The organism is Moraxella sp. FZLJ2109 (assembly GCF_024296965.1).
In the GTDB taxonomy this organism is placed as follows: Bacteria; Pseudomonadota; Gammaproteobacteria; order Pseudomonadales; family Moraxellaceae; genus Moraxella.
The window spans coordinates 1572416-1585467 of the sequence record NZ_CP101112.1 but is presented as its reverse complement, the minus strand read 5'-3'; the positions used below and the strand labels follow the sequence as shown (position 1 = coordinate 1585467).

At 47.7% G+C, this 13052-nt stretch carries 11 protein-coding genes; 2 read left to right on the top strand and 9 right to left on the bottom strand.

The window, feature by feature from the left end:
• The first annotated feature begins 169 nt into the window (after positions 1 to 169).
• Together NKU06_RS07695 and NKU06_RS07690 are read left to right on the top strand one after the other, a co-directional pair.
• On the top strand, positions 170 to 421 hold the full coding sequence (locus NKU06_RS07695; RefSeq protein ID WP_253223154.1) for a RodZ family helix-turn-helix domain-containing protein: 252 nt from the start codon (positions 170 to 172) through the stop codon (positions 419 to 421).
• 238 nt (positions 422 to 659) lie between these two features.
• Positions 660 to 2681, top strand: a complete 2022-nt coding sequence (locus NKU06_RS07690; RefSeq protein ID WP_253223153.1) for a lytic transglycosylase domain-containing protein — start codon at positions 660 to 662, stop codon at positions 2679 to 2681.
• A gap of 155 nt (positions 2682 to 2836) precedes the next feature.
• Here NKU06_RS07690 and NKU06_RS07685 read toward each other — a convergent pair whose 3' ends face one another.
• From NKU06_RS07685 to pyrE, 9 genes are all read right to left on the bottom strand, one after another.
• Positions 2837 to 3733 (bottom strand): PHP domain-containing protein, encoded by an 897-nt coding sequence (locus tag NKU06_RS07685; protein ID WP_254729788.1) that lies wholly within the window; start codon positions 3731 to 3733, stop codon positions 2837 to 2839.
• Between the two features lie 68 nt (positions 3734 to 3801).
• On the bottom strand, positions 3802 to 4935 hold the full coding sequence (ftsZ, locus tag NKU06_RS07680) for a cell division protein FtsZ (RefSeq protein ID WP_253224658.1): 1134 nt from the start codon (positions 4933 to 4935) through the stop codon (positions 3802 to 3804).
• Positions 4936 to 5126: 191 nt separating this feature from the next.
• The gene (gene ftsA, locus NKU06_RS07675) at positions 5127 to 6422 is read right to left on the bottom strand and encodes a cell division protein FtsA (RefSeq protein ID WP_253223151.1); all 1296 of its coding nucleotides are present in this window, start codon (positions 6420 to 6422) and stop codon (positions 5127 to 5129) included.
• Positions 6423 to 6507: 85 nt separating this feature from the next.
• A complete protein-coding gene (locus NKU06_RS07670) occupies positions 6508 to 7230 on the bottom strand; it encodes a cell division protein FtsQ/DivIB (RefSeq protein ID WP_254729786.1) in 723 nt (240 codons plus the stop codon).
• A gap of 256 nt (positions 7231 to 7486) precedes the next feature.
• A complete protein-coding gene (locus NKU06_RS07665) occupies positions 7487 to 8398 on the bottom strand; it encodes a D-alanine--D-alanine ligase (protein WP_253223149.1) in 912 nt (303 codons plus the stop codon).
• A 39-nt stretch (positions 8399 to 8437) separates the two neighbouring features.
• A complete protein-coding gene (murC, locus tag NKU06_RS07660; RefSeq protein WP_371928003.1) occupies positions 8438 to 9871 on the bottom strand; it encodes a UDP-N-acetylmuramate--L-alanine ligase in 1434 nt (477 codons plus the stop codon).
• Positions 9872 to 9945: 74 nt separating this feature from the next.
• Positions 9946 to 11040 carry an undecaprenyldiphospho-muramoylpentapeptide beta-N-acetylglucosaminyltransferase gene (gene murG / locus NKU06_RS07655; RefSeq protein WP_254729784.1) on the bottom strand — a complete coding sequence of 365 codons (1095 nt, stop codon included), beginning with the start codon at positions 11038 to 11040 and terminating at the stop codon, positions 9946 to 9948.
• 125 nt (positions 11041 to 11165) lie between these two features.
• A complete protein-coding gene (gene gshB, locus NKU06_RS07650) occupies positions 11166 to 12128 on the bottom strand; it encodes a glutathione synthase (RefSeq protein ID WP_254729783.1) in 963 nt (320 codons plus the stop codon).
• A 52-nt stretch (positions 12129 to 12180) separates the two neighbouring features.
• Entirely contained in the window at positions 12181 to 12834 is a 654-nt protein-coding gene (gene pyrE, locus NKU06_RS07645; RefSeq protein ID WP_253223146.1) for an orotate phosphoribosyltransferase, read from the bottom strand.
• Positions 12835 to 13052: the final 218 nt, after the last annotated feature.

Here is a 13052-nt window from a genome sequence, read left to right as displayed (position 1 = left end):
GAAAATTCCTTGTGATTTCATTAAATTGACTGGCAGACCCAGTATCACCCTTATCATAGCACAGCAGACAGCGCCTGACCGACCGATATAGGACTTGGCGATAATCGGCATTATTCAGGCGAATTGTACTCAATTTGAGTAATTCGGTCAAGATGTAGTAAATAGACATATGACCAAAAGTATCTACAGCCCCGAAATGATCGCCGTCCGCAGCTGGCTGCGTAGCGAACGCCTACGCCTAGGCCTCACCATGCGTGAGCTTGCCCAAAAGCTTGATCGACCCCACTCATTCGTCCAACGCATCGAAGAAGGTGATCGCAGACTCGATGTTGTTGAATTTGTGTGGTATTGCCAAGCCTTGGGGCTAAACCCACAAGACGGTATTGACTTGATTCATCAAGTACAATCACTGTCTGAATAGGTAGTTTAGCAAAGCAATTTGACAGGTGGTGTCACATCATAATAAATAAATAAATAAATAGCGTGTCAAGTATTTGCCGATCCACTCACATCAACAAACCACTTTGCAAATTTTTCCAGATAAATCAGTAAGTATTGAAAGCTCCCTGATTAAAAATTACAACTTTTATACATCCAAGCAACCTTGATTTGATACCCTAGTCAAACCTTTATCCATCATTTTGACTTTTAGATGAGTTATGAAAAATTTTAAGATTACCAGACTTCACTGCGCAACTCTATTATGTGCCATCGGCGCGATCACCCAAGTCGCCTGCGCACAGGGCAATGCCAATGACGGCAGTATTTATCAGTTTTTAGACGCTGACCGCCAAAAATCCAGCACCAGCGCCATGTATGATTATGAACAAAGTATGCGCGGCACTTTATTTGGTATGTATCCGACCTACTGGCGACTGAACGCCGATCTATCCAACCAAAGCCCTGACACCGTCAATGGCTTTGTGCGCCAATATCCAAGCAATGTCATCAGCGAAAAGCTTGCCGCCGACTATGCTGAGACCAAAGCGCGTCAAGGCGATTATGTCTCAGTGCGTGCTGTCGCTGATAGCATCGAAAATCCTGACCAGTCTGAAGCTTGCGCCATCGCCCTAGGCTTCAACCAAAGCAGCGATCCGACACGCGCCCTACTCCAAAAACCCAATGTCTGGCTCAACACCCAAATCAAACAATCACTGTGTGATAAGCTTGCCACCGAAATGAGCAGCAACCCACGCATCACCGACACCGACAAGCACGAACAACTGGTGCGTATGCTGCGTATCGACAGCCGCCAATTATCAAGCCGTCAGCCACCACTGGATAAAACAGGCGACATCATGGCGCTTGTTAATCAGCTGAACCTACCAATCAGTTATCAGACAATTAATGAGATTCGCAGTAATCCCAATGCATTTTTGACAAGATTCCAACAAGAACCTTATAGCGATGCTAATCAATATCTGTACATCTACGCCATCAGTCAGCTTGCGCTTAAGTCACATTGGGAAGCTGCCACACAGCTAAACTACGATATCAACCAAGACAATCAGCGCGCACAGCCACTAATCTCTGAGATGGCGCGCCGTTATGCATGGCGCAGCATCGCGGTCAAACGCATGAATGTCAATACCGATGAAGGGTTCAATGCCGAAGCAGTGACTTATTTTCGTAATAGCCTAGGCGAGCCGTTTAACTTTGAAGAAGCAGAAGACTACGCACAGGCGGCGATTTATTTTAGCCAATGGCAAGATGTCATCAACGCCATCGGCACAATGAGTGCGGTCAATCAGCAAGAGCGCGTGTGGCAATATTGGCTAGCACGCGCCTATGAACAAACGGGCAAATCTGCTGATGCCAAGCGCATTTATGGCAATTTATCAAGCGGCATTGATTATTATGGCTTACTTGCCAAAGACCGTTTGGGCAAAAAACTCACCCTATCTGACATCGGCGGTAATGTACTACCAACCGTCACACCAAAAGACGCCGAACGCGTGATGAATAACGATTACTTTGCACGCGCGTACCTACTGATGCAAAATAACGCGAGCCTTGAGCATATCAACCGCGAATGGAACTGGGCAGTGCGTAAGGCGCGCGAATCAGGCGATACGGCACTGATTTTAGCGGCAGCGGCCAAGGCGCATAACTTAGGCTACTATCATCGCAGCATCCAAGCCATCGAGACCACGGATAATCTGCGTAACGCCGCCCTATCGCATCCTATGCCGTATTATGACAGCACCATCCGCCACAGTCGCACTGTCGGTATCGATCCTGCATGGGCGTACGGCATCATGCGCCAAGAAAGTCGCTTTCAGCCATCGGCACAGTCAGGTGCAGGTGCGGGTGGTCTCATGCAGATCATCCCTGGTACAGCCAACCAAATCGCTCGTGGCATGGGCGAAAGCGCAGGCAGCATGAGCGATCCTGATACCAATATCCGCTATGGTACTTGGTTCTTGAACGACCTTGCCAATAAAGCAGGCGGTCAAATCGCTGTCGCCACCGCTGGCTATAACGCAGGACCTGGTGCAGCGCGCAAATGGCTGCCAAAGCATGGCAGTATCAGCGCCGATCAATATGTCGAAGCCATTCCATACGCTGAGACACGCACCTATGTCAAGCATGTGATGGAAAACGCCACCATCTACAGCGTGCTACTTGGTCAATCCACACCAATCACTCAGCGCATGGGTACGGTACATCCGCAGTATTGATCAGTGAAATTGACTGGTTAAATCCAAAGAAAAATCGCCACGGTTTGATGCTGTGGCGATTTTTTTAAACTTATTAACTGGTTAAATGGTTAAATGTCTTATTGGTCAAGTTGGTAAAATAATCATAACTTGGTAAAGTCAAAACCGCTTTTAAACTACTCACGAAATCTTGACCAAACACCCACCTGTCCACTGCGCAAGCTACTGGTCGCCCCAAGCTTGCGCCACGGCATATTACTACCGTGAAAATCACTACCCACCGAGACCAAAAGATCATGCTTGGCAATGGCGCGTGATACCATATCAATTGTGCTGAGTGGCTCGTTATTTGGCAGCTCGCAAGCATCGCCACCAAGCAGCGCAAAATCACTGATCAGCCTTTGGGTGCGTGTCGATGATAGCTTATAGCGCGTCGGATGTGCCAACACCGCAAGTCCGCCGCAGTCATGGATCAGCTTGATGGTATCTGCCATACTGATGGTCTCGATCGCGACATAGGCAGGCTTATTATCTGCCAAATATTTATCAAATGCCGCTTGCACGCTCGGCACAAAGCCAAGCTCATACAGCACCTGACCGATGTGCGCACGCCCAACTGCTCGCGCATTACCCCCTGCCTTTTCTAGCACCGCTTGCCACAGCTTGTCTTGTAATGCCGATGTATCAGTATCATCATGGCTCAGTAGTGCAGCAAGCTTTGCCACCATCTGTGCACCACGCGTATGACGGCTGTCTTGTAGTGCTTGTAATGCCGTGTGCATTTTATTGGTATCATCAAAGTCCAGTGCCACGACATGGATCACCTTATCAATTTCGCGATGAATGCCATAACCACCGCTTAGACTGTGCGCACAACTGATCTCAACACCATGAATCAAGCGCACGCCCAATGCATCAGCCGCCGTGCGTGCTTCATCTAGCCCTGCAACGGTGTCATGATCAGTCAATGCAAAGACATCAATGCCTGCTGCCTTGACCTTATGCAAAAGTTCAGTGGGCGTATTTGTACCATCAGAACAAGTACTGTGCGCGTGTAAATCGTATTTTTGCATAGCTGCATTTATCCCATCAAAAAACAAAGCCCCACCTTGTTGGTAGAGCCCTGTTTTTCTTTGAAAAATCAGTTGTTTTTCAATTGCTGTTGTTGCTGTAGGTAGCTACCGACGCTGATTGGCTTTGGTGCACCTGGACGCGCTTGTTCTGGCGCGGCAGCTTGTTGTGCCAATGCGCTGGTGTGGCTGGCAAGCTGCTGTGCTTGCTGAGCTTGTGCTGCAGGCTGCGCCGCTGCTGGGCGCGCATTGACAGTCAAGCCAGTCGCCACCACAGTCACATGGATTTCATCTTCCATCTCTGGATCGTCCACATAACCATAGAAGACATGCGCATCGTCCGCCATCATCTCTTCACCTTTGGCAACGATCGCCATCACTTCATCCATGCTGACACCATTACCGATGATGTTGATGATCAAGCCCTGTGCATTGCGTAGGTTTAGATCGTCAAGTAGTGGAGAGCGGATGGCTTTTTCCATCGCTTCAGCAGCACGATCGTTACCGCTAGCACGACCAATACCCATCATCGCATGACCCTTAGCAGTCATCGCTGTCTTAACATCATTAAAGTCGATGTTAATCAAACCTGGGTTGATGATGGTTTCTGTCAAACCATTTACCGCGTATAGCAAGACATCGTCTGCTTTTTTGAATGCGTCACGCATTGATAGATTGCGGAAAGCTTGAGTCAGCTTGTCATTAGGGATGGTAATGATCGAATCAACATATTGAGACAAAGCATCAATACCACTCTTTGCTGCTGCTGCACGGCGCTTACCTTCAAAAGTAAATGGCGTGGTCACGACAGCGACGGTCAAGATGCCCATTTCTTTGGCAATACGCGCAACCACTGGTGCTGCACCTGTACCTGTACCACCGCCCATACCTGCGGTGATGAATACCATGTTGTAACCTTGTAGCATTGAGCGGATTTCATCTTCATTGCTCTCAGCAGAACTGCGACCCACTTCAGGATCAGCACCCGCGCCCAAGCCGCCAGTCAATTCTGCACCGATTTGGATTTTGTTTGGTGCTGATAATGCATTCAATGCCTGTAAATCAGTGTTGGCACACACAAAGGTGATGCCTTTGACATTTTGATTAACCATGTGCTCAACGGCGTTACCACCGCCACCGCCAACACCGAATACGATGATGCGTGCTTGACCATTGCCCAAGTCTGGCTGAAACTCATCTGCCATTCCAAATTTCATAAGCTACTCCGATATTTGATAAATCTGATTATAAAAACAAAGTTTTGCGCCACTTTGACCATCTTGCCCATTGTCACCAGCCTTGGTGTACAATATTTATACAAGCTAATCAATCAATAACCGCCTGACATATTCTCATACGACAATTATCGCATTTGATAGACAATTTGGCAATTTAATTAAGAAAATTTTTTTAACACCGCAAGCCATCGCTTACAAGTCTTCAGCCAAGACTCCCAAATCGGCGGTGCATCATCAACCACCAAATCAATTTGCTGATCGCGCGCGAACTGATCACTACCGCTGAACATCAACAAACCAATCGCTGAATGCATGGTATTATCCGCCAAGTGCTTCTTAATCAACTGAATAATATCATCACTCAGATGATTTGGGTCAAAGGCAATATTGGTCGGTGCAGTAACACGACGCGCAAGCACACCAAACTGTGCGCGCAAAAATCCAGTCAAGCCATCCATCTGCGTCGCGCCGCCTGCCAGTACCACGCCTGCATCGATCAGATGGAACAATCCTGCCTTGGTCACACGGTCGAACACTTCGCTAAAGATCGCATAATAGCGCGCTTCGATGACTTGGTTTAACTCACGGCGCAGCATGGTTTTTTCGTGCTTACTGCCTTTTTTATAAATCACATGAGAACCAGGGCTGTGGCGTTCGCTATTGAGCGTTCCTTCTTGACGCTTGAAGCTGTCAGCATCACCAAGTGCGACACCACATTCTTTGGCAATGTCCAAATCCACCGACTGACCACCGACCGCGATACAGTCACTGAACACCAATAGACCTTCGTGATATACGCACACCTTAGTCATGGTCGCGCCGATGTCGATATAGCACACGCCTTGGCGCTTTTCGTTCTCGGTTAAGGTATAATGCGTACCCGCCACACCATCAAATACCGTGATCGCATCTTCGATGTCATTACCAATCAATAGATCCATGATCTGCTGCTGTGCGGTCGTCGGCACGCTCATCACATGGCTAAATACTCGGATGTGCTTTGAGCGCAGACCGATCGGATCAAGTACCTGCTCATCATTTTCAAGGCAGACCATCTGCTGACAGCTTTGGAGCATGGCTCGATCTTGTTCATGAAGCGCTTGCTTGACTTCAGCTTGGGCGCGGTACAGATCTTGGGCGTGGATAATGCCTTCACTGTGCTCGATGGTGATTTGGCGCATATCATTTTCTGCCACCATCAGCGGCGTGGCATATGATACAATCGGCGTATAAATCTTTGTGCCTGACATATCCATCGCTTCTTGTAGCGACTTATGCACCGCTTGGCGCAGATGTTCTCGATGGACGATTTGACCTTGGCTAAAGGCATCCGTATGCGCAAGCCCCACCGCCATGATCTTTGGGCGATTGCCATCACTGGTATGCTCGATTTGACCAATCACGGTGCATACAGCAGATGAGCTGATGTGTATGACCGCTTGCAAGTTTGACATAGTTATTCGTTTCTCAAATATAATCGCATAAAATGTTTAAAAATTCACACAAATTGGCATCACTCTTATAAACCAATCGCTGCACTTAACCGCGATGACGATAAGCAACGCTAAAGCCGTTCTTGTAACGCAGATCCACCGATGCGATTTTACCAATCTCATCTTTTAAATTCGTCGCAAGCTGCACAGATAAGTTGTAGATTTTTTGTTCGGCATTATCATGATCGACCACGACACGCATCCCATTATCAAAAACCACGACCCAAGTCTGACGCGGCGTCAAAATCAAATCCACCGCGTGCAGTCCAAGCGGCGCAAACCACAGATTGATACGGCGCATTTTTTTGATCACATCAGGCGCTTCGCTCGGACGGCTGTACAGATTGGCAAGATCTTTATTCATCACCACCTTAGGATCGGCAGGGGTGAACACCACGCCATTGCCATCGAGCATCTGCTCACTGCCGAAGTTCGCTACTGCGATGCGCGGCTTGGCACTGACCATGATGCCTTGATTCCAGTCGCGATAGACGCTTGCGCTATCGATCCAAGACAGCTGACTGACCGCTTGGTGAATACTGGATAAATTCGCACCAAAAAATCGCACCGCACCCAACTGATCGACTTGCGCCTGTAGTGACGCCACTTCAGATGCGCTCAAGCCTTCAGGATTGACACGGATATAATTCGGCTTGGCGGTGGTTGCCAAATAGATCAATGCCGCAACCACCGCTGCAGTACAAAATACAGCGAAAACTTGCCATTGCCAAGCTTTGATTTGTGCTGTTTTTGTAGGAAAATCGATCATGAAATTTAAGCTTAACTACATTATAGTTGCTGCGAATGGCGCGCCACAGTCAGGCAACAAAATTCTTAGGGAAAATTAGCATATGATACCCAATTTTGCTTATAAGTAAAAGCGATAAAGGCAAAAAATTCATCAAATAAATCTAGATTTTACATCAAGTTACATTTTAATTGCCCATTTTGCACAAAAAACCCATCATCGCTGCACAATGATGGGTTTTATTAATAATAATCTATAAACTGATTAAAATTTTAGATTATAAAGTCTGTGCCAAAATCTCAACGCACAAGCTTTCAAAATCAATACCGCGCGCTTTTGCTGCCATTGGCACAAGGCTGTGATCAGTCATACCTGGTACGGTGTTCAGCTCCAATAAATACAGCTTGCCATCATCACTTTTTAGGAAATCCACACGCGACCAGCCACGACCGCCGATGGCAGCAAAGGCACGCTTGGCAATGTCTTGCATCTCGCGCTCTTGCTCAGCGGTCAGATCTGATGGGCATTGATAAGTGGTGTCATTGCGCAGGTATTTGGCTTCATAGTCATAAAACTTACCTGTCGGAATGATGCGAATACTTGGCAAAGCTTCATCGCCCAATAGCGAGCACGCATACTCACCACCTGTGATCGCAGGTTCGGCCAAGATCGCGCCATGATACTGCTTGAGCGTCGGATAGACCTTAGCAAGACCGCCTGCTTCTTCGACCATCACCACGCCCACGCTTGAGCCTTCTGCAGCAGGCTTAACAAACAATGGTAAGCCGAATTCACGCTCCACCGCATCAAAATCACTGTCATCGTCTAGCACCACATATGGCACATTCGGTAGATTAAAACCTTGCCAGATCAAGCGGCAGCGAAACTTATCCATCGCAATGGCAGACGCCAACACGCCACAGCCCGTATAAGGAATATTAAAACCATCCAGCACGCCTTGTAGGCTACCATCTTCGCCAAAGGTGCCATGTAGCACATTGAACACACGGTCATATTCACGCAGCTTTGAGATGTCGGTTTCTTGTGGGTCAAAATGATGCGCATCCACACCCTTGGCAAGTAGTGCCGCTAAAACAGCCTTGCCACTATTGAGCGAGACTTCGCGCTCACTGCTAAAACCGCCACAAACGACCGCTACCTTGCCAAATTGTTTTACATCAATGCTCATGTTATGCTCTCAATTAATGAATTTTAAATTTATCAAGATTTATAGATATAAATTATTATCGCGAAGCTCTAGGCAGATCTGACCGACATTACCCGCGCCTTGAGTGATCAATAAATCATTGGCTTTTAGCACGCGCTGCATGGTCGCAGACAACTCCGCCTTATCCACCAAAGTCGGCTCCACTTGACCACGATGGCGAATACTGCGCGCCAATGCCTTAGAATCAGCACCAACGATCGGCTCTTCGCCTGCTGAATACACATCCAAGAGTAGTAGCTCATCGACACCTGACAGCACCGCGACAAAGTCATCAAAGCAATCGCGCGTACGGCTGTAGCGATGCGGCTGGAACATCATCACCAAGCGGCGATCTGGATAGCTTTGGCGCGCCGCCTTAATCGTCGCTGCTACTTCTGTTGGATGGTGTCCATAGTCATCAATCAATAGCACATCGCCGCCATCGATGCTGACCTGCGCTTGTTTTTCAAAGCGGCGACCCACACCAGCGAATTTCTCTAGCGCGCGAATGATCGCATCATCATCCACCCCTTCATCGGTCGCCAAAGTGATGGCAGCCAAAGCATTATAAACATTATGCTCACCAGGGATATTCAAAGTCAAGCTAAGTGGCTCACGATCTTTACGCAGGACGGTAAAGTGCATCTTTGTACCTTCGACTGACAAATCGACAGCGCGCACATCGTTATGCTCTTTTAGACCGAAAGTCAGCACAGGACGAGCAATGGCATCAATCATACCAAACAGCACTTCATCATCACCACAAATCGCTGCCAAGCCATAAAACGGCATATTTTGTAAAAACTGAATATAGGCTTGCTTAAGTTTTTCAAAGCTGCCTTCATAAGTATCCATGTGGTCTTCGTCGATGTTGGTGACGATCGCCGCCATTGGACGCAATGATAAGAATGACGCATCCGACTCATCCGCTTCAGCCACCAAATAACGAGACTGACCAAGGGCAGCATTTTTGCCCGATGCATTCAGCTTACCACCGATCACATAAGTCGGATCAAGACCTGCTTCGGTCAGCATCATCGTCAGCATACTGGTGGTCGTGGTCTTGCCATGCGCGCCAGCGACCGCGATACTGTGGCGATAACGCATCAACTCACCCAGCATATCGGCACGGCGTACCACAGGCAGACGCGCCGCCAATGCCGCTTGAATCTCTGGATTAGTCTTGTCAATCGCCGATGACACCACGACCACATCCGCCTGCTCGATGTTACTGGCGTTATGTCCGATATAGACAATCACCCCAAGGCTCACCAAACGCTCAGTCACCACGCTTGCCTTAATGTCCGAACCCGTCACCTTATAGCCCTGATTGGCAAGCACTTCAGCGATACCACACATCCCTGCACCACCGATACCGACAAAGTGAATGGTCTCAATGCGGCGCATTTCTGGGATTTCAATCAGGCGTTTTGGTAAGGTTTTTTTGGTGGACATGATGTTTCCTTGGGGTTTGACAATAAGTTTAATTACTTAATAAATATCATTTGATTATTAAAACTTTTTAACAATCAACGAACCGATTGTTCGATCAAATCAGCAATATTCTGCGCAACATCTGCATTGGCTTGTGTACGCGCGATTTGTGCCATTTGCTTGCATTTATTGCGATCCAATCCATCTAAAGTCTGGGCTAATAGCTCACCGCTGAGTGTCGATTGCGGCATTAAGATTGCTGCGCCTGCATCGACCAATACCTTGGCATTGGCAGTTTGGTGGTCATCGACCGCGTGTGGTAATGGCACAAAAATCGCCGCCACTCCCGCAGTCTGAATCTCGGTCACCGTCAGCGCACCTGCACGGCAGACGATGACATCCGCCCACGCATAAGCTGCCGCCATATCATCGATAAATGGCTTTAGTTCAACGATGTGTTTATTCGGGTCAATGTCAGCTTGTGAATACGCCACCAGCATCTGCTCGTGATTGTCCTTGCCGCATTGATGGCGTAGGCTGATTGGGTGATTGATCTTATCAAGCATCTCAACGATGGCTTGATTAATCGCCATCGCGCCCAGTGAACCACCCACCACCAAGACTTTCAGCGGTGACTCATCGCCATCGACATAGCGCACATCAGGTGGTGCGATTTGGGCAATGGCATCGCGCACAGGGTTGCCGACAGTCAATAGCTTATTGGCAAATTCTGCCCCAAACGCACCATCGAACGCTTGCAGCACCTTATCAGCATGACGCGCAAGGTTTTTATTACTCATGCCGACGATGGCATTTTGTTCATGGATGATCAGCGGTTTTTTTGATAATTTTGCCGCAAGACCACCTGGCGCGGTGACATAGCCACCAAAACCCACCGCGACATCGATGTTATATTCTTGAATGATTTTGCGCGCTTGCATCACTGCTTTAAACAGCATAAATGGTAATTTCACCATGCGCGCCAAGCCCTTGCCGCGCAGTCCTTGCATCTCGATGTGGTGCATCTGATAGCCATGCTTTGCCACCAGATCATTTTCCATGCCAGTTGGCGTGCCAAGCCAGTGAATCGTCGCACCACGGCGTGCCAGCTCATCGGCTACCGCCAAGGCAGGAAACACATGACCGCCTGTACCTGCCGCCATCATAAGGACATTAAGTTGTTTTGTCATAACCATTCCAGCTGTCTAACTGTCTAAAAAAACATCTATTTTCAATGACTTCTTTGCCAAACTCAAGCACAATTTGTTTAGATTTTTGTCAATAAAAATTGTTGGCAAGTGTCATCGGGCAGCATTTACGCCGCTTTGGTCGTGATGTTATTTTCGATAAATTCAATAAAATCCACCGCAATCTGCGTGCCACATTGATCATCAATCTCGCGCACGCAAGTTGGGCTTGTGACATTGATCTCGGTAATTAAGCCGCCAATAACATCCAAACCGACAAAATATAAGCCTTTTTCCAGTAAAATCGGTACAATCGTCTCAGCAAGCTGTCTTTCACGCTCAGATAACGGCATGGCAACACCACGACCGCCCGCCGCCAAATTCCCGCGCGTCTCACCCGTGCTTGGAATGCGCGCCAAGCAATAATCGACAGGCTTACCACCCACGATTAGCACGCGCTTATCGCCTTCTGTAATGGCAGGGATGAATTTTTGTGCCATGATTGGCGTTGTGCCAAGCTGTGTCAGCATCTCAAGTGTCGAGCCAATATTTGGGCTGTCTGCGGTCAAGCGAAAAATCCCCATGCCACCCATACCATCCAGCGGCTTGACAATCACATCGCCATGCGTCTTGATAAATTCGCGGATATGCGCTTGTTTATTGGTGACAATCGTCGGACTCATCAAGTCGCTGAACTGCGTGGCGAATAGCTTTTCGTTGCAGTCCTTGACCGACAAGGGATCGTTGACCACCCACACGCCTGCACGCTTGGCATAGTCCAATAAATGCAAAGCATACAAGAAATTCATATCAAATGGCGGATCCTTACGCATCAAAATTACATCAAACTCGGTCGCAGCCACCGTCGCCACATCGCCAAGCTCATAAAAATGATCAGGATTGCGAAATACCGACAATGGCTGCGCGTCAATTTTTAGCACACCTTGATCTAGCCATAGATCATCGATTTTACAATAGCTTAAGCCATGACCGCGCTCACTGATTGCCCACGCCATCGCAAGTGATGTGTCTTTTTTATAATTGATCTTGCTGATCTCATCCATGACAATCAAAAAGTTGAGTTTTTTCATAGCCTTACCTATTGTTTTTGTTGTTTTATTGACGCAATATTTGATGCGGTTATTATTCACAAATGCCGTACTGCGCGCGATATGCTTTCATCGCGGCAAGCTCTTGTTCAGTACCGTTTTTGGCGACATAATCGGTGATATCATCCATCGTCACCAAGGCAAGCACAGGCACGCCAAGGGTATCGGCAAGCTCTTGGATAGCGGATTTGTCGCCTTGGCCTTTTTCTTTGCGGTCAAGTGCAACGATGATGCCAGCGACACTTGCACCTGCATTATCTAGGATACCTACCACTTCACGCATCGCCGTGCCTGCGGTCATCACATCGTCAATCACCCATACTTTTTTGCCTGATAAATCTGCACCAACGAGCATACCGCCTTCACCATGATCTTTGGCTTCTTTGCGGTTATAGCCCCAATTAGCATTGATATTGTGCTGTGTCCACAGGGCTTGCGCAGTCGCTGCCACAAATGGGATGCCTTTATACGCTGCACCAAAAATCACCAAATCATCACGATCAGCATTGGCAGCCAACGTATCGGCATAACCTGTGGCAAGCACACTTAATAATTCACCAGTCGAAAGCAGCCCTGCATTGAAAAAATAGGGGCTGACACGGCCTGATTTTAGGGTGAATTCGCCAAATTTTAGCACGCCATTTTTTAACGCAACTTCGATGAATGCTTGTGGGTCGAACGATGACATCGCAATTCCTTAATAATTTTTAGCCAAACTTTGTCTATTGTACTCTGTCAGTGGTTTTTTTACAATTTACAATTTGCTTATTTTCCCTAAATTTTTGCCAACATTGCCCAAAAAATAAAACCGCCATTCATCAAGCCAACACGGCTCAATCAATAACGGTTTTTATTTTTTGATAATTATTAATTCATCAATCTTTAAGCAAGCTTAACTTGATTGTA

Excerpts from the sequence above, each read along its gene's own strand:
- NKU06_RS07695 (WP_253223154.1), top strand. The coding sequence starts at position 170 with ATGACCAAAAGTATCTACAGCCCCGAAATGATCGCCGTCCGCAGCTGG.
- NKU06_RS07690 (WP_253223153.1), top strand. The coding sequence starts at position 660 with ATGAAAAATTTTAAGATTACCAGACTTCACTGCGCAACTCTATTATGT.
- NKU06_RS07685 (WP_254729788.1), bottom strand. The coding sequence starts at position 3,733 with ATGCAAAAATACGATTTACACGCGCACAGTACTTGTTCTGATGGTACA.
- ftsZ (WP_253224658.1), bottom strand. The coding sequence starts at position 4,935 with ATGGCAGATGAGTTTCAGCCAGACTTGGGCAATGGTCAAGCACGCATC.
- ftsA (WP_253223151.1), bottom strand. The coding sequence starts at position 6,422 with ATGTCAAACTTGCAAGCGGTCATACACATCAGCTCATCTGCTGTATGC.
- NKU06_RS07670 (WP_254729786.1), bottom strand. The coding sequence starts at position 7,230 with ATGATCGATTTTCCTACAAAAACAGCACAAATCAAAGCTTGGCAATGG.
- NKU06_RS07665 (WP_253223149.1), bottom strand. The coding sequence starts at position 8,398 with ATGAGCATTGATGTAAAACAATTTGGCAAGGTAGCGGTCGTTTGTGGC.
- murC (WP_371928003.1), bottom strand. The coding sequence starts at position 9,871 with ATGTCCACCAAAAAAACCTTACCAAAACGCCTGATTGAAATCCCAGAA.
- murG (WP_254729784.1), bottom strand. The coding sequence starts at position 11,040 with ATGACAAAACAACTTAATGTCCTTATGATGGCGGCAGGTACAGGCGGT.
- gshB (WP_254729783.1), bottom strand. The coding sequence starts at position 12,128 with ATGAAAAAACTCAACTTTTTGATTGTCATGGATGAGATCAGCAAGATC.
- pyrE (WP_253223146.1), bottom strand. The coding sequence starts at position 12,834 with ATGTCATCGTTCGACCCACAAGCATTCATCGAAGTTGCGTTAAAAAAT.